The 22905-nt window shown below is 51.0% G+C and carries 19 protein-coding genes; 12 read left to right on the plus strand and 7 right to left on the minus strand.

Translation table 11 applies throughout. The features are described from left to right. Window positions 1–35 precede the first annotated feature (35 nt). The 7 genes from P9J64_07405 (at window position 36) to dnaB (ending at window position 7075) form a co-directional block, all read left to right on the plus strand. Window positions 36–2060, plus strand: a complete 2025-nt coding sequence (locus P9J64_07405) for a sodium-translocating pyrophosphatase (GenBank protein ID MDG5468148.1) — start codon at window positions 36–38, stop codon at window positions 2058–2060. Between the two features lie 80 nt (window positions 2061–2140). Continuing rightward, window positions 2141–3235: a redox-regulated ATPase YchF gene (gene ychF / locus P9J64_07410; GenBank protein MDG5468149.1), complete on the plus strand. Its 1095-nt coding sequence runs from the start codon at window positions 2141–2143 to the stop codon at window positions 3233–3235. Between the two features lie 188 nt (window positions 3236–3423). Next, window positions 3424–3843: a 30S ribosomal protein S6 gene (gene rpsF / locus P9J64_07415; protein MDG5468150.1), complete on the plus strand. Its 420-nt coding sequence runs from the start codon at window positions 3424–3426 to the stop codon at window positions 3841–3843. Between the two features lie 42 nt (window positions 3844–3885). Further along, on the plus strand, window positions 3886–4167 hold the full coding sequence (gene rpsR, locus P9J64_07420) for a 30S ribosomal protein S18 (protein MDG5468151.1): 282 nt from the start codon (window positions 3886–3888) through the stop codon (window positions 4165–4167). Between the two features lie 4 nt (window positions 4168–4171). Continuing rightward, a complete protein-coding gene (locus P9J64_07425; protein ID MDG5468152.1) occupies window positions 4172–5113 on the plus strand; it encodes a DUF2232 domain-containing protein in 942 nt (313 codons plus the stop codon). A gap of 21 nt (window positions 5114–5134) precedes the next feature. Then, on the plus strand, window positions 5135–5629 hold the full coding sequence (gene rplI, locus P9J64_07430; GenBank protein MDG5468153.1) for a 50S ribosomal protein L9: 495 nt from the start codon (window positions 5135–5137) through the stop codon (window positions 5627–5629). A 69-nt stretch (window positions 5630–5698) separates the two neighbouring features. Next, window positions 5699–7075, plus strand: a complete 1377-nt coding sequence (dnaB, locus tag P9J64_07435; GenBank protein MDG5468154.1) for a replicative DNA helicase — start codon at window positions 5699–5701, stop codon at window positions 7073–7075. 51 nt (window positions 7076–7126) lie between these two features. Here the strand turns inward: dnaB and thyX are convergent, their stop codons facing one another. The 5 genes from thyX to dusB form a co-directional block, all read right to left on the minus strand. Further along, on the minus strand, window positions 7127–8032 hold the full coding sequence (gene thyX / locus P9J64_07440; protein MDG5468155.1) for an FAD-dependent thymidylate synthase: 906 nt from the start codon (window positions 8030–8032) through the stop codon (window positions 7127–7129). A gap of 77 nt (window positions 8033–8109) precedes the next feature. Further along, window positions 8110–8625: a dihydrofolate reductase gene (locus P9J64_07445; GenBank protein ID MDG5468156.1), complete on the minus strand. Its 516-nt coding sequence runs from the start codon at window positions 8623–8625 to the stop codon at window positions 8110–8112. A gap of 103 nt (window positions 8626–8728) precedes the next feature. Further along, window positions 8729–10162, minus strand: coding sequence for a sigma-54 dependent transcriptional regulator (locus P9J64_07450; protein ID MDG5468157.1), 1434 nt, complete (start codon window positions 10160–10162; stop codon window positions 8729–8731). A gap of 27 nt (window positions 10163–10189) precedes the next feature. Further along, entirely contained in the window at window positions 10190–11296 is a 1107-nt protein-coding gene (locus P9J64_07455; GenBank protein ID MDG5468158.1) for an ATP-binding protein, read from the minus strand. Next, window positions 11293–12270, minus strand: coding sequence for a tRNA dihydrouridine synthase DusB (dusB, locus tag P9J64_07460; protein ID MDG5468159.1), 978 nt, complete (start codon window positions 12268–12270; stop codon window positions 11293–11295). The genes P9J64_07455 and dusB overlap by 4 nt, the downstream gene beginning before the upstream one ends. Before the next feature lie 371 nt (window positions 12271–12641). Between dusB and P9J64_07465 the strand changes: the two genes are divergently transcribed. Further along, window positions 12642–13952 (plus strand): citrate (Si)-synthase, encoded by a 1311-nt coding sequence (locus P9J64_07465; GenBank protein ID MDG5468160.1) that lies wholly within the window; start codon window positions 12642–12644, stop codon window positions 13950–13952. A gap of 469 nt (window positions 13953–14421) precedes the next feature. After that, complete coding sequence (locus tag P9J64_07470; GenBank protein ID MDG5468161.1) at window positions 14422–16923, plus strand: fused MFS/spermidine synthase; 2502 nt, start codon at window positions 14422–14424, stop codon at window positions 16921–16923. Window positions 16924–17057: 134 nt separating this feature from the next. On the opposite strand, the gene P9J64_07475 is transcribed toward P9J64_07470, so the two are convergent. Further along, window positions 17058–18005 (minus strand): aldo/keto reductase, encoded by a 948-nt coding sequence (locus tag P9J64_07475; protein MDG5468162.1) that lies wholly within the window; start codon window positions 18003–18005, stop codon window positions 17058–17060. A 201-nt stretch (window positions 18006–18206) separates the two neighbouring features. On the opposite strand from P9J64_07475, the gene P9J64_07480 reads away from it, so the two are divergent. Continuing rightward, a complete protein-coding gene (locus P9J64_07480) occupies window positions 18207–18977 on the plus strand; it encodes a protein ligase (GenBank protein ID MDG5468163.1) in 771 nt (256 codons plus the stop codon). A 202-nt stretch (window positions 18978–19179) separates the two neighbouring features. Then, the gene (locus P9J64_07485; protein MDG5468164.1) at window positions 19180–20709 is read left to right on the plus strand and encodes a SulP family inorganic anion transporter; all 1530 of its coding nucleotides are present in this window, start codon (window positions 19180–19182) and stop codon (window positions 20707–20709) included. Window positions 20710–20791: 82 nt separating this feature from the next. Here P9J64_07485 and P9J64_07490 read toward each other — a convergent pair whose 3' ends face one another. Continuing rightward, on the minus strand, window positions 20792–21607 hold the full coding sequence (locus tag P9J64_07490) for an endonuclease/exonuclease/phosphatase family protein (protein MDG5468165.1): 816 nt from the start codon (window positions 21605–21607) through the stop codon (window positions 20792–20794). Between the two features lie 168 nt (window positions 21608–21775). Between P9J64_07490 and dinB the strand changes: the two genes are divergently transcribed. After that, window positions 21776–22885 (plus strand): DNA polymerase IV, encoded by a 1110-nt coding sequence (gene dinB / locus P9J64_07495; protein ID MDG5468166.1) that lies wholly within the window; start codon window positions 21776–21778, stop codon window positions 22883–22885. Window positions 22886–22905: the final 20 nt, after the last annotated feature.

The raw sequence follows: 22905 nt of genomic DNA on the forward strand, positions 1-22905 counted from the left end.
AACTCAGCACAAAGATTAAGAGAGGAACTAAAAAAATGGAACTGCAGATGTTTGCACCAATTCTCGGTGTGGTCGGCTTTGTGATTGCTATTATCCTGTACAACGTGGTCAAGGCTGAACCTGTTGGCAACGACAGAATGAAAGAGATCGGCGACGATATTTATAACGGTGCAATGGCTTTTCTTGGCCGTGAATACCGCGTGCTGGCGATCTTTATTGCCATCGTCTTTTGTTTGATTGCTGTGGGCATGAACATCCAGACGGCTTTGGCCTTCCTTGGTGGTGCTCTTTGCTCGATGACATGCGGCTTCATTGGTATGAAGGCAGCGACTCGCGCTAACGTGAGAACGACCGAAGCTGCTCGCGCATCGGGTCAGGCTAAGGCTCTAGAGGTCTCCTTTAACGGCGGTGCCGTCATGGGTCTCGCCGTGGCTTCCCTTGGTCTGGTTGGCGTCGGCATTGCTTACATCATGTTTGGTGGCGATCCTGCAACAGCCAAATATATCAATGGTTTCGCCATGGGTGCTTCCTCCATTGCACTTTTTGCTCGTGTTGGTGGCGGCATCTACACCAAGGCTGCTGATGTCGGTTCAGACCTGGTCGGCAAGGTCGAAGCTGGTATTCCTGAAGACGATCCACGTAACCCCGGCGTTATTGCTGACAATGTCGGTGATTGCGTTGGCGATACTGCCGGTATGGGTGCTGATATTTTCGAATCCTATGTCGGTTCGATTATCGCAACCATCGCGATTGCCGCAGCGGCAAGCCCTGCATTGCTTCTCAAGCTCGGTACCGTCTCCAGTGGTTTGAATACGCAGTCAGCGGCAATGCTGCTGCCTCTCGGTCTGGCGATGATCGGTTTGGTCTTCTCCTTCATCGGCATCGGTTCGATGAAAGTTCTCAAGTCGATGGACCCGGCCAAGGCCCTTCATTATACAACGTTTGTTGCCGCTGGTGGCTTCCTGATTGCTGCTTTCTTCTTTATTAGTCACCTTGGTTTGACCACAGGTGTCTTCTGGGCCATCCTCGCTGGTACCCTGGCAGGCATCGCAATTGGTCAGGTTACTGAATACTATACTGCTCATGCACCTGTTCTGCGCATTGCCGAGGCCAGCAAAACCGGTCCGGCGACCAACATCATTCATGGCCTTGCGGTCGGTCTTGAGTCTACTGCAATTCCGATCCTGATTATCTGCTCTTCTATTTTTGTCGCCAATCATTTTGCCGGACTTTACGGTATTGGCATCGCGGCTGTCGGTATGTTGGCCACCGTCGGTGTGACTATGACGGTCGACGCTTACGGCCCGATTGCTGACAATGCTGGCGGAATCTCTGAAATGGCCGGTCTCGGTCCTGACGTTCGTGAGATCACCGATGGTCTTGATGCCATCGGTAATACCACTGCAGCTATCGGCAAGGGCTTTGCCATCGGTTCTGCCGCATTGACAGCTCTTGCGCTCTTCTCTGCTTATGCCACGACCGTTGGCCTCAAAACAATCAACCTGATTGACCCCAAGGTTGTTATCGGCCTATTTATCGGTGGTGCTCTACCGTTCTTTATCGGTGCGCTGACCATGACCAGTGTTGGTCGTGCTGCTGGCGCGATGGTCGATGAAATTCGTCGCCAGTTCCGTGAAATCCCTGGCCTTCTTGAAGGCAAAGAAGGGGTTAAACCTGATTCGCAGAAATGTATCGACATCTCGGCGAAAGCTGCGCTGCGTGAAATGATCCTGCCTGGTGTGGTTGCCGTTGTTGCTCCAGTATTGGTCGGCTTCGTGCTTGGTAAAGAATCGCTCGGCGGCATGCTCGCTGGTGCCACTCTTGCTGGTGTACTTCTGGCGCTGATGATGTCCAATGGCGGTGGCGCATGGGACAACGCCAAAAAGTATATTGAACAAGGTAAAGTTGAAGGTGAGAAGAAGGGCGGCACTGCTCATGAGGCAGCTGTTATCGGCGACACCGTTGGCGACCCCTTCAAAGATACGTCTGGTCCTGCCATGAACATCCTTATCAAGCTGATGAGTGTTGTCGCACTGGTTATTGCTCCTCTGCTGGCCTAGGTCCAAAAGACATAACACGACTGTAACGATAGCCGGGGCTTCTGCTCCGGCTATCGTTATTTACATGGATAAAGAAAATTATGGGATTCAAATGCGGTATCGTTGGTCTGCCTAATGTCGGTAAGTCAACCATCTTCAACGCGATAACATCTGCCGGTGCTGAGGCAGCTAATTACCCCTTCTGTACCATTGAACCAAATGTCGGCATCGTCACAGTTCCAGACCCCCGTCTTGATGTTCTCTCTGATATCGTCAATCCACAGAATGTCCTGCCAACAGCCATGGAGTTTGTCGATATCGCAGGATTGGTGAAAGGGGCGAGTCGCGGTGAAGGCTTGGGTAACCAGTTCCTTGGACACATTCGTCAGGTTGACGCCATTGCCCATATTGTGCGCTGTTTTGAAGATGAGAATGTCGTGCATGTTGATGGCAGTATTGATCCTTTGCGTGATGTTGAAGTGATACAAACGGAACTTAACCTGACTGATTTGGATGCCGTTGAGAAGCGCATCAACCGCGTCGGCAAGCAGGCAAAGAGTGGCGACAAAAAGATGCAGGAAGAAATGGCTATTCTGGAGAAGGTGCAAAAATGTCTCGACAGTGGACAGCCTGCCCGCAATGCTGACCTGAATGCTGAACAATGGGCCCCACTGGGTGAACTCTGCCTGATAACCGCAAAGCCGGTTCTCTATGTGGCCAATGTCTCAGAAGATGATCTTGCCGGTGAGCACCCATTCGTTGATCGTCTCAAGGAGCATGCTGCCAATGAAGGAGCTGAAATCGTCATTATCTGCGGCAAAATAGAGTCAGAGATTGCTGAATTGGCAGAGGATGAGAAAGCAGAATTTCTCGGTGAGCTCGGTCTCGATGAGTCTGGCCTTGATCGGATGATTCATGCTGGATACCGCTTGCTGGGTTTGATCACTTACTTCACTGCAGGGGTCAAAGAAGTGCGTGCGTGGACTGTTAGTGAAGGTGCTCGCGCTCCTCAAGCTGCTGGAGTGATCCATACTGACTTTGAGAAGGGCTTTATTCGCGCGGAAGTGATTGGCTACGGAGATTTTATCTCTTCAAAAGGTGAAGCAGGTGCTAAGGAAAAAGGGCTGATGCGACTTGAAGGCAAGGACTATCTTGTCAAAGACGGCGATGTCATGCACTTCCGTTTTAATGTCTAAACAAACGGTGGACAGAGACTGGATCCAGAGACAGGATTCACCGACAACCCCTGTCGTCTGTTTTAATAAAAATCCGTTGCCTCGTGGTGCGGGGTGTGGTAGAAAACAAAGTTCTTTAGAAGGAAGCATGCAGGATGTTTCCGCTCCTTGCTCCGCCTGGCGGGGCTAATAACTCAAGAGGAGGTTTTATGCGAACCTACGAATCAATCTTCATCGTACACCCGGAAGTTATCGGGGACGATCAGACTGCCCTCATCGACAAGTACAAAACGATCTTGTCTGATCAGGGAGCTGACGTTCTCAAGGTAGAAAACTGGGGAACCCGGACACTGGCCTATCAGGTCAAGAAGCAGTCTAAAGGCTGTTACGTTCTGGTGATCTTTGACGCCGAGCCGACTGTTATTGCCGAGTTCGAGCGCCGCATGCGCATCGACGAAAAGGTAATCAAGTTCCAGACCATCATTCTGGAAGGTGGTTACGAGGCGCCTCCTGTTGTTGAGGCTGCACCCGAAGAAGCCCCCGCAGAAGATGCTGAGGCGACCGAAAGTGCCACCGAAGCCCCAGTAGAAGCTGAAGCTGCTACTGAGGAATCAACAGAAAAATCCTAACATTCGAATCAATCTTAAGATGATGAAGAAGGAGATATAATCATGGCATATGAAGGAAATCGCAGCGGTGGACCTCGTCGGCGTTATGGCCGTCGCAAAGTTTGTCGTTTCTGTGCCGATAAGAAAGCAACAATCGACTACAAAGATATCCGCTCACTGCGTTACTTTATTTCCGAGCGTGGCAAGATTACTCCACGGCGGATTTCTGGTACCTGTTCGGATCATCAGAGAAAATTGACAGAAGCAATCAAGCGCGCGCGTAATATCGCGTTGCTGCCTTTCACCGCAAGCCACTCTCTCGAGAGAGGTTCATCGCAGCGCTAGCGCGATGATGATGCAGCGAGGACTTTACGTTGTTCTCGGCACGATAGCCGGGTATGCGTTGTTTGGAACCTTTGCCGCTCTGGGTTTTGCTGCTGTTGCAGTGAACCTCTTCACGCCTCTTCCGGCAGCTTTTGTTGGTATGCGTGTTGGCTCAGCAGCCGCAGGAGTGACAGTTGCATTGACTGCACTCCTGGTACTGCTGACAGCCGATTCAGCTTCGTCCGCCATGTACCTGGTTCAGTTTGGTATTCCGGGCGTTGCGTTACCCTGGTTGTTAAACCGAGGGTTCGCTTGGGATAAGTCTGCAGTCGCTGTTTTGTGGGCCATGGTCGCGGCGAGTGTTTGCGGATTGCTGGTTGTCTCAGCTGTCTCCGGTCAGTCGCCCTTGGTAACAGTCAGTGATCTGATCGGCAAGGAAATTGTCCAGACCACGACGATCATGCAGGATATGTTTGCTGACGCAGACCTTCCTGCAGCCCAGAAGCGCGAGGTAGGGCTGGCGATAGAGAATATGGCCAGCTTCCTGGAGAAAGCTTATCCGGGGATTTCGATCACCGTCAGCGGCCTTATGGTCGTCGGCCTGATCTTTATGCTGTCGCTGCTGGCACGAGGTCGTTATACTGTTCCGGGTAGAGCCTTCCCCGAGTGGAAGTCTCCTGAATGGCTGGTCTGGATACTGATAACTGCTGGTTTCCTGGTTGCATTTGTTGAAGGGATAGCTGGAACCTTTGCCCTGAACCTGCTGGTGATTCTCTTGCCGGTTTACTTTCTGCAAGGTCTGGCTGTTATTGATTGTTTTTTTCGCCGCAAAGCTTTTTCGCCGATGATAAGGACTGTCGGCTACCTGCTGGTCACGTTGGTTAATCCGTTACCGATGGTTGTCACTGGAATTGGCGTATTTGACTTGTGGGCTGATTTTCGCAAACCAAAAGAACCTGAATCATAAAGATTTTGGGAGGATAAAAAGATGGATGTCATTCTGACTGAAAATGTTAAAAATCTCGGGACCATTGGTGAAGTGGTTAAGGTCAAGCCTGGCTATGGTCGTAATTTCCTGGTTCCTCAGGGGCTGGCTGTTGAAGCGAGTGAGGCTAAGCTCAAAGAACTTGAGCATCACAAGCGCCAGTTGAATCGCAAGGCTGAGAAGCTGAGCCAGGAAGCTGCTGACGTCAAGGCACGGATTGAGGCTGTTGAGTGTACTTTTGTGCACAAAGCAAGCGAAGAAGGCAAGCTGTTCGGCTCGGTCACCTCTATGGAAATCGCTGAAAGTCTCTCTTCCCAGGGTATTGAAATCGATCGTCGCAAGATCCTGCTTGAGCAGCCGATTAAAGAACTTGGTGAGCACGCGATTGATATCAAGCTGAATGCTGGTGTTAATGCTATCGTTAAGATTAATGTTATCAGTGAAGATGCTCAGCCGGTTTCTACAGACGTTCCTGCAGAGACTCCTGTAGACGCTTAAGAACAAAAGCTGTAACTGACTTCAGGGGCTTGCTCTCGTGCAGGCCCCTCTTTTCCCTTGAGGGCGAACGTGCAAGACCGCGCTGAACATCGCCTGCCACCCCAGAACCTGGAAGCAGAAATGTCTGTTCTGGGGGGGATCCTATTGGAGAACGAGGCCCTGAGCAGGGCATTGGAATCTCTGCGTCCAGAAGACTTCTATCGAGCCTCCCACGGTAAAATCTTTAATGGGTTGATCGCTCTGTATGAGCGCAATGAACCCGCTGACCTGGTCACCTTGACCGACATCCTGAAGACGCAGGATGCTCTCGAGGAAGTTGGCGGCAGCTCCTACCTGGCAACGCTCGTCGATTATGTGCCGACCGCGGCCAACATCTCCTATTACTGTAAAATTGTAAAAGAGAAGGCCATCGCTCGAGAATTAATCAAGGTTGCGACCGAAATTGCCAGCAGAGGTTATGAGGGCGGTGAAGTTGAGACCTCCCTTGATTGGGCTGAAGGCGAGATCTTCAAGATCGCCAATATGAAGACCAAGCAGTCTTATTATGCGACCAAGGATATCGTTAAGGACACGATCAAGACGATTGAAGGGCTGTACAGCCGAAAAGAGCTGATTACAGGTGTCCCGACCGGTTTCAAAGATCTCGACAATATGACTTCAGGTATGCAGGGTGGTGATCTGGTTATTGTTGCCGCGCGACCCTCTATGGGAAAAACGGCTTTCTGTCTCAACCTCGTTGAATACGCGTCCATGCATTCCAGTAAACCCGTTACTTCACTGGTCTTTTCGTTGGAGATGAGCAAGGAACAGCTCGTCCAGCGTCTGCTTTGTTCGGTCGCTCGTATTGAAGCCGGACGGGTTCGAACCGGCAAACTGGCTCAGTCTGAATTTCCTACCCTGGTCAATGCGGCCGGGATTATCGCTGAGGCTCCGATCTATATCGATGATACCCCCTCTATCAGCGTTTTGGAAGTTCGTGCAAAGTCTCGTCGCCTTAAAGCGGAAAACAATCTTGGCCTGATCGTCGTTGATTATTTGCAGTTGATGACCGGTAAAACCACTGAAAACCGTCAGCAGGAGATCTCAGAGATCTCACGTTCTCTGAAAGCTCTGGCCAAAGAGCTCGATGTGCCGGTCATCGCCTTGTCTCAGCTAAATCGTTCTCTTGAGAGTCGCACAGACAAGCGACCTATTCTTTCTGATTTACGTGAGTCGGGTGCGATTGAGCAGGATGCCGACGTCATAATGTTCCTCTATCGTGAGACGGTATATTGCGACGCCTGTAAAAAGCGCGACAACAGCTGTGGAGAGAATCACGAGCGCAGCGCCGAGGTGATCATCGGTAAACAGAGAAACGGGCCACTTGGAGTCGAACAGTTGACTTTTCTTGGCGAGTTCACGCGTTTTGAGAGCAGATCGGAACGTAGTGATGACTATGCAGCTTGAAGCCGGCCTGAAATGGCCGGCTTTTTTGTTGGGTGCTTGCTCCTGATGTTTTTAAGGAAGTCGTAGTCCCAATGTCTCCAGTTTGACTTCGAGTTCCTTCGCTTCTCTTGATTTCTTGCCGTCCTTTAAGCTGACCCAGCCATGTTCTTTTAGCCACTCTTTTGCCGCAGGTTGGTCCTGTGCAATCAGCAACCTCATAAGTTCCGTCTCTGGTCCGGAAAGTCGCATAGCGTTCAACCTGTAGTCTCTGAAGGCCTCCCAGACAAAAGGAACCCAGCGGGCGACGATTTCTTCTCCGATCACTGTTGCATATTGACGGATTTCGGTTTGCGCATGGCTGTCCATACGCAGCATGAGAAAGTGCAGGAGGTTGTGCAGGTCAATCGACCAGTAGGCTTCTGTGTAAGTCGAGAGGGGGAGGTCTTTGCGGGCTTGCTCGCGAGCCACTCCCGATTCAATCCGCGATTGGTATAAATCTCTTGCGGATTGGTGAAATTTCGCCTCGCTGATAGTCAACTCCTTGCCCAGGTCGAGATCAAGGAAGCCTTCGCTGCCCTGCTTATTCAGAGTCGTCTGGAGGCGCCATTCTCCGGGCAAAGTCCCCTGTTGGTCGGAGATTGCCTCAGAGTAACGTGTGCTGTACTCATTGACTGATGCGGTACGATGACGTATCCACTGACGCCAGCAGTCCATCGGCACACGGATATGCAGCTTTAGCTTGCACATCTCGAAAGGGGTTGTGTGTGCGTTGCGCAGCAGATATCGAATCAAACCACGGTCTTCATGGACCTGTTTTGTGCCCGCTCCGTAGGACACTCTTGCCGCCTGCACGATTGCGGCATCATCGCCCATATAATCGATGATCCTTACGTGACCATGATCCAGGACCGGAAAGCTTTTCCCCAGAATCTCGTCGAGAACTGCCACTCTGGCGCGCTTGATATTGGTTTCTTGCATTTCATCTCCCTTTCGTGTGTGCCATCCAAACCCGTCGCGCCGGGCAGCCCTGTACAATCGCTCAAGGCACTAGGGTGCTAGGTGTTGTTGCGTTGATAATGGATATGATTGAACCCTGAATATTCTGAGATGCTAAGAACTCTCCAGTCATCAAGATCGAAAGGCGGGAAATGGATGTCGCCCGCTGCATTTTCTTCGACCCAGGAAATATGTAGATCGGATGCAATCGGTAAGGATTTTTTGTAGAGCTCTGCTCCGCCGATCACGAAGATCGGCTGCCCATGACGGGCGGCCTCAGCAAGGCCTTCGATAAAGCTGCTGCAGACTTGTACGCCTGTTATGGTTAATGGTGCGCGACTCAAAACAATATTGTGGCGCCCCTGGAGTGGCCGGCCTATCGACTGATGGGTTTTGTGGCCCATGATGACCGTTTTGCCGAGGGTCCTGCGTTTGAATAGCTGTAAATCCTCGGGAAGATGCCAGGGCAAGCCCTGCAGGGTGCCAATGACCCGTTCGCTGGTCATGGCGACAATAATCGATACGGTCGGTAAGCTTTTAGTGCTTTGGTTGCGAATTGGCTGTTGCATAGCCATTAAGATAGCATTGCATGGACCGGAGATAAAGTAGAGAAGGAAACCAAAACGGCGCACAATGACTGAGCGCCGTTTTGACGTTTTGACTTGTTGAATGATACGGCTAGTTACGTTTCGCCGTGATATTGAGAGTCTGGATCTTCTTGCGCAGAGTGTTGCGGTTGATTCCGAGGACTTCTGCGGCCTTTACCTGGTTGCCGCGCGTTTTTTCCAGAACGATGTTGATCAAAGGGCGTTCCATCTGGTGCAGCACCATTTCGTAAAGATTGTCCATGTCCTGCAGGTCGATTTGCGCGAGAGAGCTCTGCAGCTTCTGTGTGATCAATGCCTCCAGCGATGTGCCATTGCCGCTGGAACCTTGTGCTGACGTCAGGTCTGGAAAGTCTGCGGCGTTGAGAAGCGCATCGGGCGAGAGCAGGGAGGCTCTCTGGATGGCGTTCTCAAGCTCGCGAACGTTGCCTGGCCAATCATAGCTGCAAAGCAGGTCCATCGCTTCTTTCGCAAAGCCGTTTGCCGGAGACGCATATTCCTGATGGGCTTTGGCCAGGAAATAGTCTGCCAGGTTTGGGATATCTTCGCGGCGATCACGTAGTGCGGGGAGCTCAAGTGGAACCACATTCAGGCGGTAGTAGAGGTCTTCACGAAACTCTTTCTGCTGCACTTTGCTCTTAAGGTCCTGATTGGTCGCTGCAACAATGCGGGTGTTGATTTGAATTGTTGTGTTGCCTCCGGTGCGGGTCACTTCTTTTTCCTGCAGGACTCTTAACAGTTTGGCTTGCAACTCCAGAGGCATGTCACCGATTTCGTCAAGGAAGATGGTGCCGTCATTGGCCTGTTCGAATTTGCCGATCTTCCTTTCGGTTGCGCCGGTAAAGGCGCCTCTTTCATGGCCGAAAAGTTCGCTTTCAAGGAGCTCTCCAGGGATCGCGGCGCAGTTGAGTGCGATGAAAGGTTTACCAAGGCGGGGGCTGTTGAAATGAATTGCCCTGGCGATCAATTCCTTACCGGTACCACTTTCACCGTAAATGAGAACCGTTATGTCTGATGGCGCAATTTTGCCGAGGGTTTTGTAAATTTTCTGCATTGGCTGGCTCTGACCGATAATCGTCCTCTCCAGCTGGTAATGATCTTTGATCTCCTGCTTAAGCACAGACACTTCGGCAGAGATCTTTGACGCCTTCTGCGCCTTGAAGATGATGGCATCCAGTGCGTCAAGGTCAAAAGGCTTGGTCAGATAATCGTAGGCGCCGCGTTTCATTGCTTCCACGGCATTCTTCATGGAAGATTCTGCAGTCATGATAACGATCAGCGCTTGGGGACACTCTTCCTGGAACTTGCTTAAAAGCTCTAATCCGGTGATGCCTGGCATTTTTATATCAAGGACCGCCAGGTCATAACTCTGCTTTCTGCTCATCAGCAATGCTTCTTTGCCGTCTTTGGCCAGATCAACTTGGTAGCCCTGTTTGGTTAGGGATTTGGAAAGCACCCAACGGATACTCTCTTCGTCATCCGCAACCAGAATTCGTTTGATCGACATGTGTGACACTCCTTGAAAAAGAACTCGCTAACGGCGTAGCGGTAAAGAAACAATCATAGTGGTCCCCTCATCAGGGGTGCTCTCAATTTTAAGCAGGCCATTGTGGTCTTCAATAATTTTTTGCGAAATAGCCAGCCCCAGGCCACTACCTTTGATCTTGGTGGTGAAGTAAGGAGTGAAGATGCGCTCCATTTCCTCGACAGCAATTCCGCAGCCGGTATCGCGGATCGTGATGTCCACCATAGGTGATGAGCGTCGGCCCGGGCCGGTCATATGGTAGCTCGAGGCGATTCTCGTTTCGATCGTAACCTCGCCATCATGGGCTATAGCCTCACGCGCATTCTTTATAAGGTTCAGGAAGAGCCGGGTCAGCAGGCTTTCGTCTCCTCGGACCGGCGGAATGCTGGGGTCGAACCTTAAGGTAAACTTTGTGTTCTGGTTACGGGCTGCTTCTCGTTGCAATAAAACTATATCGTCAAGAATTTTGGCCAGGTCGACTTCAGCAAATTCGGGTGTGCGTGGATTACCCAGCTCCATGAGTTCCTCAATGATGAAATTAATACGATCCACTTCTTTGACCATGATTTGCGTGTAGTCCAGCAGAGAGTTTTCTTTCGGCAGCTCCATGGCAAGAAGCTGGGCGGCGCCCTTAATGCCTCCCAGCGGGTTTTTTATCTCGTGTGCCAGTCCAGCGGCCAGGGTCCCCAGGATCGACAGGCGGTCAGCCCGCCGGAGAGTCCCTTCCAACTCCTTGATGCGGGACAGATCACGGATGATCATAACCGCCCCGTCCTGGTTGCCGCGATTGGTATAGATCGGAGCTGCGTAGGCATTGACCGGCAGCGGGGATGCATTGGCCCTGTGCAGGTAGAGACCTTCGTCGTCGGTGATGGAGCGACTTTCGTTGAGGGCCACTTTGACCAGATATAGGAGTGTCTCCTGATCTTTGAAAAGGGCTTCGTAGTGCTGGCCGGCCATTTGTCTGGAAGAACGCTCCATGAGCGCTTCTGCGGCCGGATTGAAGAGTGTGATGCAGCCTTCCTGATCAAAGGCAATGACCGCACGGTCTATGTTCTCCAGAATCCTGCTGTAGAGAGTAGAGCCGGTATCAGGTAAAGGTTCACGGCTAATCATCTTTGGGCATCACTCCCTAGTGAAGAGGTGAAGAAATTATCGAGCAGGGTGCTCATCTCGTTAATTGTTCGTGTCTGGTTGATACCGGAGCGAAAGCCCGCCGAGTTCTCCATCCCTCGGACATACCAGCAGAGGTGCTTGCGCATATGTCCCAGTGTTTTTTGCGGGCCGAATGTTTCCAGGCAAAGCCCCAAATGCTCTTTGGCGACGGCAAAACGCTCTTCTGTGCTCGGCTGGCTTCCCGGCTTGTCTGCGAGCAACTCAAGGGCCTGTTGAATGATCCAGGGGTTGCCATATCCGCCTCGACCGACCATGACCGCATCACATCCAGTCTGCTCAAACATGGTTTTAATACACTCTGCAGAAAAGAGGTCTCCGCTGCCAATAACCGGTACCGAGACAGCCTTTTTTAACGCTTTTATCTGCGTCCAGTCGGCGGATCCACCGAACATCTGAGAGCGTGTGCGTGGGTGCAGAGTGATGGCATCTACGCCTTCTTCAACGGCGATACGGGCAATCTCGGTAAAGTTGACAGAATCGTGGTCCCAGCCAGACCTGATTTTGACTGTCAGCGGTCGTGTTGTTGCGCGACGCACCGCAGCGACGATGTGTGCGACCTTCTCCGGTTCACGTAGAAGGGCGCTGCCTGCTCCAGAGCGGATAACCTTACGTACTGGGCAACCGAGATTGAGATCGATCAGCTCACCATATTCTTCTACCTGCTCGGTCGCTTCAGCGAGTCTTTCCGGAGTGTCTCCAAAGAGTTGCACGGCCAGGGGGTGCTCTTCCGGAGAGGAGTGGAGGAGCTTGCGAGTGGCTTTCCCGCTATAGAATAGGCCATTAGCGCTGATCATTTCAGAATAGACCAGTGCGGCGCCATGGCGTTTCATGATGAGCCTGTAAGGCAGGTCAGAGATGCCCGCCATAGGCGCAGAAAAGATGGGGTTCTTGAGTTTAAGGGAGCCGATATACATGAGTTTATGCCTATTTTTTGGGCATTTTAGCATGGCGAAGTGGTAATGCAAAAGATAAATGTCACCGTATGGAAAAAAGAAATCGCATACTGTATACAAAATCGGCTTGACACTTCAGGGGTGACTTGTTAGAACGTTATTTGGAAATGATAAAGGGTAAAGTATCACAAGCATGATTTACTCTTTGTCGTCTCTAATTATTCTTCCCGCCGCATTAATCTTCCTCTGGTGCGGGTTCAATGCACCAAATATCGATTTGTTGGCGGGATGATTTGTCATTTGACAGTTAGTTGTTAGGTAAACAAGGGACAGTTTTACTCTGGTGGGCCTTCTAACCCGCCACCATATCATTTCCCAAAGGAGAGAGAATTATGTCTACACTGAAAAAAGTTCTGAGTCAGAAAATTGATGCACATCGCCCCCGGATCACCAAGCTGGTCAAGCAATGCGGCGATGTCAAACTGGGTGATGTTACCATCGCTCAGGCTATCGGTGGCGCTCGTGGCGTCAAGTGCCTGGTTACCGATATCTCTTATCTCGACCCCTTCGAAGGTATCCGCTTCCGTGGCTTGACCATTCCTGAGACCTTTGATGCTCTGCCAAAAGTTCCCGGTAGTGAATATCCTTTCGTCGAAGGCTTCTGGTACATGCTTTTGACCGGTGATGTTCCGACCATGGATCAGACCCTTGAGGTTGTAGAAGACTGGAAGAAGCGTGCAGAAGTTCCTCAGTACGTTTATGACGTTCTGAATGCCCTCCCTGATGATGCTCATCCTATGGCCATGTTCTCCAGCGCCGTTCTCGCCATGCAGCGCGACTCTGTGTTCGCTAAGAACTACCGTGAAGGTAAGTTCAACAAGATGACCTGCTGGGAAGACATGTACGAAGATTGTAACAACATGATGGCCAAGCTTGGTCCGATCGGCGCATACATCTACAACAAGAAGTATCGCAACAACGATCAGATTGCTGCTGATCCGAACCTCGACATGGGCGGCAACTTCGCTCACATGATCGGCCAGAGTGATGATTACAAGGATGTGTCCCGTATGTATTTCATCCTCCACTCTGATCATGAGTCCGGCAACGTTTCTGCCCATACGACTCACCTGGTTGCTTCGGCCTTGTCCGACGCATACTACGCATACAGCGCTGGCCTTGGCGGCTTAGCTGGTCCTCTGCACGGTCTGGCAAACGAGGAAGTTCTTCGTTGGACCCAGAACTTCATGGAAGAGCTCGGTGGTGAAGTTCCGACCGAAGAGAAGCTCAAAGAAGCTCTCTGGGCGACTCTGAACAGCGGTCAGGTTATCCCGGGTTACGGCCACGCCGTTCTCCGCAAGACCGACCCACGATACACTTCTCAGCGTGAGTTCTGCATGAAGACAGAAGGTCTCAAAGACTACCCATTGTTCCAGTTGGTCCGGATGATCTTTGAAGTTGCTCCTGGTGTCCTCACCGAGCACGGTAAAGCCAAAAACCCTTGGCCAAATGTCGACGCACAGTCCGGCGTTATCCAGTGGTACTACGGTGTTACCCAGTACGAGTTCTACACCGTTCTGTTCGGAATCGGCCGTGCACTTGGCTGCCTCGCCAACATCACTTGGGACCGCGCTCTCGGCTACGGTATCGAGCGTCCTAAGTCGGTTACGACTGCAATGCTGGAAGAAGCTGCTGGCATCTAGTCCGCAAGCTCATATGCAAGATCATAAGGGGTGCCTTTCGAGGCGCCCCTTTTTTTATGCTGCTCGCTAACTAAAGCCACAAAAGTTAGACAATAGAGGTTGCTTGTTTTTTTTCTCTCCCTTGTCGAGCTGTTCCCCTTAAAAACGACTTTATTTTGAAAGGTCATTTCCCCAACTGAACTCTAAACATTGTCTGTAAAATTCTTTGCGCTAATGATTGACCTGATATTTAACGTGTTTTGGCTGACTGTTAACCCTCTGTGTGGCCATCAAATTGTGAATCCCGATCTCTCTTTATGGTTTTTATTCGACATCACATGAAGGGTTAAAATGGGATTCCTCTCATCATTCTAGTTCGTTACGTTCGTGGAAGGTTTTCCTGTTGTTGCTGGCTCGCGTAAACATTAGAGGCGGCACATTGTTTGCAGTTGTTAATGTCCTGAACTGTTTGACTTTAAACCGGGGGGTTATGAGTATCTCAGGACTGCACAAGAGGTTTGTTTATCTCATCTTTGCCCTATCAGGTTGCTGTGCTCTGATCTATGAAATTCTCTGGTCAAAGTATCTCTCGCTAACCTTCGGCAACACCATGATTGCAGTCAGCGTGGTTGCAGCGACCTTCATGGCAGGCCTGGCGCTCGGTAGTTTTCTCCTTGGTCGTTATTCCGATCGAGATGCGAACCTGCTTAAAACATATGCCCTGCTTGAAATCGGAATTGCTTTAACGGCGCTGCTTTTCGTGCCGACCCTGAGTGTCGTCGAGCATCTTTACGCCTATTGGGTACAACTCCTGCCTAACTTCCCTTGGTTAACTACCTCTCTTCACATTTTCTTCTCCGCCATGCTTCTGCTGCCACCGAGCATCTGTATGGGGGGAACTTTTCCCCTTATGTGCCGATTTTTCGCCCGACGAAAATCGGGAGCTCAGATTGGGAGGCTCTACGCGCTCAACACATTAGGTGCGACCTTAGGGACCTTCTCGGCCGGGTATATACTGATTCCGACCCTTGGACTTTCACGCACTGGTTTTTTGGCAATCTTCGGCAATCTCGTTATTGCTGGTATCTGTTTTGCTCTGTCGAAAAGGTATGGTGCTGTAGATGCTGATGGTCATGCAGATGAGATAAAAGTTTCTCAGCACCTGGATTTAGCCAAACACCGGCCAATCCTGATTGCTGTTGCCTTGATCGGTTTCTTGAGCCTTGGCTACGAGATTCTCTGGACCCGGGTATTGTTGCTGTTCCTTGGCAATACGAGTTATGCCTTCTCGCTGATGCTGAGTGTCTATCTGGTTTGCGTCGCTACCGGTGGTTACCTTTATGCTTGCCTCAGCAATCCGCAGGTGAACGAGAAAAAAGTCTTTCTGGTCCTCAGTTTGATGATGAGTGGGTCTGTCCTTTTGGCAGCTCCCTTCTATGACAGATTGGCACATCTGTTTCAGTTTGCTCATGAAGTCTCGGGTGAGAACTGGTGGTTCCTTACGCTGCTCTCGTTTGTGATAGTTCTCTTCGTCATTGGCCTGCCGACAATCCTCTCTGGTGCCTTACTGCCTGCCGCAGTGGCCATCATAGACCCAGGCAAAAAGCACACTGGCCAAGGGGTCGGAATGGTGGTTCTTCACAATACCACAGGTGCTGTTTTGGGAAGTCTTGTCGCTGGCTTTGTCATGGTTCCAGCATTTGGCTTATTGAACAGTTTTAAATACTTGGCGGTCGTTAATCTGGTTATGGTGTTCATCCTTGCCTTGCATTTTCGTCAAAGGGGGGTGTCGCTTCGAATGGTTCCGTCTGTCGCTATCGCTGGGATCCTCCTTGTCTTCGTACCAATGTCGTGGGACGCAAAATTGATCAATAGTGGAGTCTACTGCTACGCTTCGAAATACACCAAGATGGGTGGCATGGAGAGGGTCCTCTCCGAGGAAAGAATCCTTGAGGTTATTGAAGGCCGCGATTGCACTGTAGCGGTTCATGAAAGCGTAGACGGCGACTTTCGCTTCTTCTCAGTGAACGGCAAAACCGATGGCGGCACAGGGGGGGATATGTCCACCCAGTTTCTGATCGGGCAAATCCCCCTGATGTTGCACCAGGCACCGAAAGATGTACTGGTTATTGGTCTCGGCACAGGACTGACACTGAATGGGATGAGCTCTCACCCGGTGGAAAATATCAATTGCGTTGAAATTTCGCCTGAGGTGGTTAAAGCAGAAAAATACTTCAAAGAGTTCAACGGCAATGCGCTTGCTGAACCGAACGTCAATCTGTTTGTCACTGATGGACGGAATTTATTGTTTACCCATACTAAAAAGTACGATGTCATCGTCTCCGAGCCCTCTAATCCCTGGCAGAGCGGCAACAGTAACCTGTTTACGGATGACTTTTATCAGATCGCTGTCGATCGACTAAAAGAAGGAGGGTTGTTCTGTCAATGGATCGGTCTCTATGACATTACTGTCGACAACCTGCAGATTGTCAGCCAGACGTTTCTGCATAATTTCCCTCGCGCTCTCGTATTCAAGTCGGGGTCCGATCTGATCCTGATCGGTTCATCGTCCCCGCTCAAAATCGACTATCAGCGAATGAAAAATCGTTTCTCCAACAAGAAAATTGCCGAGATTATGGGCAGTATAAACCTTCGGTCACCGGGGGACTTGATTGCCAAACATTATCTTTTTGATGAGGCTACCCTGGCGTCGCTCGCCGGCAACGCCATACTTAATACCGACGATCTGCCGACACTTGAATATTCGGCACACCACAATATTGGCGATAACACTCTCGGTGCCTTTCAGATGGATAATATGGCGGCTATCAACGAAACCATTCCTTCAAAGACCATGCTTCCTGTGCGCAATCTTGGTTCCCAAAAGCAGGCTGTAGCACAGGCCTTAAGAGAGCTTGGGGCCGGATACGCTATGGTCGGTTCAAATGCTATTGCAAAACATTTCATGGCTAAGGCTGCGTCAATCGACTAGCTCAAATAAGCACTTCTTCTTCGTTAGAAGAATGTCAGCTCCTGAGGACAATATAAAACTTTCCCGGTGAACCGCATAAAGTTTACAGAAAATAGAATTTTGACGGACAATAGCCAAGGCTGTTTTTCTTCCGTTTAGCCCCACAGCTCGGTCAGAGTATAAGGTGAACCTTCCATCGTCCAGAATTCGCCATTGACATAACGGAAGCCCCTCTCCAGCTTTTCTAGTTCTGCCATCTCCTGATTGCTGAGCTTAAGGTTTGCTGCATCAAGGTTTTCAGCAAGACGATCCGGGTTGGTCGATTTAGGTATTACCGAAGTGCCACGTTGAATGGCCCACTTGAGTAGAACTTGTGCCGCCTTGCAGCCATGAGCCTGGGCGATATTCACGACTTTCGAATTCTCAAGTAAGCTGGGTTCGTTTGCAGCCTTCATGGCTTCAGGCCGGTCCCCTGAGCCAAGTGGCGAATAAGCCGTCAGGTAAATATTGTGCTTCTTGCAATAGTTCAGCATCTCCTCCTGTTGCAGGTAGGGATGCAACTCGATCTGGTTAACCTCCGGTCTGATTTTTGCGCTGTTTAGCTCTTCGATTTTCTTGATGCTGAAGTTGGAGACACCGATGTGCTTGGTCAGTCCATTCTCAACGCAATCTTCCATGCCTGCCCAGGTTTCATTTAATGGCATTTCTGCCAAGCTGAAAAATTCATCGGCTTTTCTCGGAAAAATAACTTCTGGCCGTGTGGCCACCGGCCAGTGAATCAGATAAAGGTCGAGATAGTCCAGGCGCAGATCGGCGAGAGTTGTTTTCAGGGCGATTGAAACCTCTTCTCTTGCGTGAGCATTGTTCCAGAGTTTTGATGTGATCCATAGCTCGTCGCGTTTAACCAGCCCGGTTTGCATAACCTCTTCAAGTGCTTTGCCGATTTCTGCTTCGTTACCGTATATTGCGGCGCAATCGATATGCCGGTAACCGATCCTGACCGCTTCCTGAACAGCTTTGCCAACGGCCCCTGGCTCTGCTTTCCATGTGCCCAGGCCGAGGATCGGCATCTTATCATTATTGTTGAATGTCAGTGATTGCATGGTCGGAAACTCCTCTCGTCTGAGTCGCTTAAGATGGGTTTTTTGTGTCTGTGAGGACAACTGTATCAGGATTTCCTGTGCGTGCCAGAGGCATCCACTTTGTTCTGTCTCTCTTTCGCTGACGTGACACTTAATTGTCTGAACAGACGAAAAGTGAGTATACTGTCAAAATTATCCAATCAAAACTAAGGTCTTGCCCTGATGAGTCCCTTTAACCTTTACAATAATTTTCCTCTTCTGCGCTTTGATCAACCCTGGTCATTAGAAAAGTTTGCCGGCAAAGGTGAGCTCAACAAGCAAGTAACCTTTGACGAACTCTTGCTGGAGAAGGTTGGTCATGGCGAAATTGGGCCTTGTCTATATATCAACAGCACTCCCCGTTGCCTGGTCGCGACAGTCAGGGAATCTCGTATGTCCAACTTTGAAGCAGCACAACAGGTTTTAGCTGCTCAAGGGTGGCCGGTCGTCGTGCGTTGTACCGGTGGATCCTGTGTGCCGCAGGGCCCCGGTGTTATCAACCTTGCCGTGATTCATCCCAAGGTTAAAGGCTGGCATCTCGAAGATGGCTATCAGCTGCTCTGTGCTCTCCTGCGAGAGTTTCTCGCAGGATATGACCTCGATGCAACCACCGGTGAAGTCCCGGGTTCTTTTTGTGACGGCAACTACAATTTACAAGTCGCCGGTCAGAAACTGGTGGGGACGGCTCAGCGCTGGGCTGGCGGTAGCCGGGAGAGCGCCGCGGTGCTTGCTCATGCCTGCCTGATGGTCGACATGGACCTGGTGGAAGCGACGGGAAAAATCAACTCCCTTTATAGCCTCTGCGATAATCCGCAACAGTTCTTGCCGCAAGCGTGTACAACCCTGCGCGATTGTTTGGGGCCCATGACCTCGCAAACGACAGAGGCCTTTGTGGTGGAAGTTGAGCAACGCCTGCTGTTGATGGCTAAAGAATTCTTTAACATCTCAAGTTAACCGGTCTCTCCTTAATTCCATAGGCCTTCTTCGCCTTCCTTGCCTCGATACAACCTATCGTCTCAACAAAATACCATATACCGCATAGGATAAAGATATACAGGCATGGTTTATTATTAGCTTGCCATCAGCCTGTGAGACGACTATAGTCGGCGTCTTTTGCCCGCTTTCCTGTTCTGATCCAACCCTTTGAGGAAAATTGATGTTCGAGTTTCTCGTTAGAAAAAGTACGTCCTGTAAAGATGACCTCCTTTCCGGATTGACCGTTGCCTTGGCCTTGGTTCCAGAAGCTGTTGCTTTCTCCTTTGTTGCCGGTGTCGACCCTCTGGTCGGACTTTATGCCGCATTTATGGTCGGCCTGATCACCGCTGCCATCGGTGGTCGTCCAGGAATGATCTCCGGCGCTACGGGGGCGCTGGCCGTAGTGATGGTCGATTTGGTCGCAGAGCATGGCATTGAATATCTCTTTGCCACGGTGGTGCTGATGGGTATTATTCAGGTTGGCGCCGGAGTCTTGCGCCTCGGTAAATTTATTCGTTTGATTCCCCACCCGGTCATGCTCGGTTTCGTCAATGGCCTGGCGATTATCATCTTTCTCGCTCAACTCAACCAGTTTAAGATTGCCGATGCCGGCGGCGTCATGCAGTGGATGTCTGGTTCTTCGCTCTACCTGATGCTCGGCTTGGTGCTGTTAACAATGGCCGTGATTTATTTCCTGCCTAAGTTGACCATGGCTTTCCCCTCAGCACTGGCGGCAATCCTGGTGGTGACCGCACTGGTCCATGGTCTCAATCTTGACACCAAAACTGTTGGCGATCTTGCCTCGGTGGCCGGTGGGTTACCCTCCTTTCATATCCCGATGGTGTCTCCCGGCTGGGACAGTTTCATGATTATCCTTCCCTACGCCGTGATCCTTGCCGCAATCGGCTTGATCGAGTCGTTGATGACCCTCACACTGATCGACGAGGTGACCGAGACACGTGGTCGTGGAAATAAAGAGTGTATTGGACAGGGCGTTGCCAACATGGTCACCGGCTTCTTCGGCGGCATGGGCGGCTGTGCAATGATCGGCCAGAGCATCATCAATATCAACTCAGGTGGTCGTGGCCGTCTCTCTGGCATTACTGCGGCACTTTCTCTCCTCTGCTTCATCGTCTTTGCTTCGAGTCTGATTGAGATGATTCCCGTGGCCGCGCTGATCGGCGTCATGTTTATGGTGGTGGTTGGTACCTTCGCCTGGTCGAGTCTGCGTATCCTGCACAAGATTCCCCTCAGCGACGCCCTTGTCCTGGTGCTGGTTTCGGCCGTGACTGTCTTTACCGATCTGGCGATTGCGGTCGCAGTTGGTGTAATCGTTTCGGCGTTGGTGTTCGCCTGGCAGAACGCCCGGCGTATCTACTCGGACATTTCCACCGACGAAGAGGGCACGAAAACCTACCGGCTCAATGGACCGCTCTTCTTCGGTTCGGTTCGTTCCTTTCACGACCAGTTCACACCGGGTGAAGATCCCGATGAGGTTGTTATTGATTTCCGTGGCTCACGGGTCTGTGATCACTCTGGGTTGGAGGCTGTGAGCAGCCTCACGGAACGATACCTGAGCCAGGGTAAGAAACTTCGTCTCAAACACCTCAGCGCCGAGTGTCGCTCGTTGCTGGAAAATGCCGGTAGCATGATTGAAGTGAACGTGATCGAAGATCCGCGCTACCGTGTGGCTGTAGATGAGTTAGCGTAAGCTACAAAGCTTTTCCATGATCGACACACAAAAACAAAGGGCAGCCGATTGGCTGCCCTTTGTCGTGATATCTACCTTCAGCTCAACCGCAAGATTCACTGGTAAAATTCTCCATTGATTTCACCGCCTCTTTGCCTTCATCGCAGTAGCAATGCGGCGCACGTGATGCTTTGCGTTGGTCATTCTCAACCTGAACATCGAAATCAACCAGCACGGGAAGATGATCTGAAAAGGGAATCTGAGGGACACGAAAATCTTTGACCGTAATCCCTTTGCTGTGGAGGACAAAGTCCAGGTGCCGTCGTGGATTATTGCTGGGGTAAGTTGGTAAATTATCAACGTTGGCGTTTTGCAGCCCTGTTGCTGCGAGGAACAGGTCTATCTCTTTGTCCCCCCAGAGCATGTTGAAATCTCCTGCGACCACGCAGGGCCGTTTGGTCTGCTTGACCAGATCGTAAAGTGCGTTCAACTGCTGATGCCGAACCTTCCCGCCCAAAGCCAGGTGGACCAGATAAACCACCATATGTTCGAGCTCCAGCTCGATCACCAGTCGTTTCATGCCGTGTTTGAAGAAGTGGAAAGTCTCGTTGCGGATGCGATCGCGGGCTAGAAACGCGTTACCCTGTTTCCTGACTACGGGCACATGTCTCCAGAAGGAGCTTTGACCGTACTTGATCGAATGCGAGTGATAATGCCCCAGAGATTCAGCCATCAGTTCTGCCTGATTCTTCCAGCCCGTACGATATGAACCGTGATCGACCTCGATCAGACCGACAAGGTCAGGCTCCAGTTCCTGCAGAAAAGTCGTGATTTTTGCCAGGTTCTTGCGTGAAGAACGCAAGTGATTATGCATCCTGGGACCGGTTCCGTAGCGCATATTGTAAAGTAAGAATCTCATAGCGACCTCTGATTTTATTAAAGCACTATCGCGGCATAACTCAAGCAGCCAGATTGAGATTGATGCTTTTCGCTTTGCGTCAGAATCCGTGCGGCAAAGAGCTGTTGATGTTAATATCTCCCTGAATATTGTGAAGAGACGCCCCAGACTTTTCCCTTGAAGGGAACAATGACTCCATTGACCCAGGTCGAGAAAGTAGTGAAGCAGCGCAAGATCGTTCATGTCGATATGGACGCTTTTTATGCCGCCGTTGAACAACGGGACAATCCGCAGCTGCGCGGCAAGCCGGTGATTGTCGGTGGCGACCCAGGCTCCCGGGGAGTGGTGGCGACCTGTTCCTACGAAGCGCGCCAGTTCGGCATTCACTCGGCCATGTCGTCCGTGCGGGCTTATCGGCTTTGTCCGCAGGCGGTTTTTGTCAGGCCGCGTTTCGAGGCTTACCGTAACGTATCCATACAGATCCGTGAACTGTTTCACGAGTACACCGACCTGGTCGAGCCCCTTTCCCTCGATGAAGCCTTCCTCGATGTCACCGAGAACAAGCCGGGCATCGAGTTCGCAACCCAGGTGGCGCGCGAGATCCTGTCCGAGATCCGTAAGCGCACGGAACTGACTGCCTCTGCCGGAGTCTCCTACAACAAGTTCCTCGCCAAGGTGGCCTCCGATATCAACAAGCCGGCCGGACTGACTGTGGTGACTCCTGAACAGGCGGAAGCTTTTATTGCCGAACTGCCAGTCCGGCGCTTTCATGGAGTAGGTCGAGTCACAGAAAAACGCATGCTGGCCCGCGGCATTGCTTCAGGGGCTGATCTTCGTAAGCTTTCAGAAGAGGAACTGCAACGACTGTTCGGCAGCTCCGGGCCTTATTTCTACAATATTGCCCGCGGCATAGATAACCGTGAAGTGGTGCCAAACCGTCTTCGTAAATCGATCGGCAAGGAAACCACCCTGGATGAGGACTGTGTCGACAAGGGTGAGATGATGATCATCCTCGATAAGTTGGCAAAGCAGGTTTCAGCGCTTTTAATCTCGCGCAAGACGAGTGGTTTGACACTGACGCTGAAAGTTCGTTATGACGACTTTCAAAGTGTCACCCGTAGTCATACCCAGACAGAACCGATTGACGATGCGGGGGTCATGCTTGACCTGGCCGATGCCCTGTTGGGTAAAACCGAAGCCGGGCCGCGCCCGGTGCGCCTTCTTGGACTGACAGTATCAAACCTGACTACGGATATTCTGCTCGATGAATCGGCTCAGATGGAGTTGCCGTTTCCGTGACGATTGAAACCTTTCAAGGC

Source organism: Deltaproteobacteria bacterium IMCC39524 (assembly GCA_029667085.1).
In the GTDB taxonomy this organism is placed as follows: Bacteria; Desulfobacterota; Desulfuromonadia; order Desulfuromonadales; family BM103; genus M0040.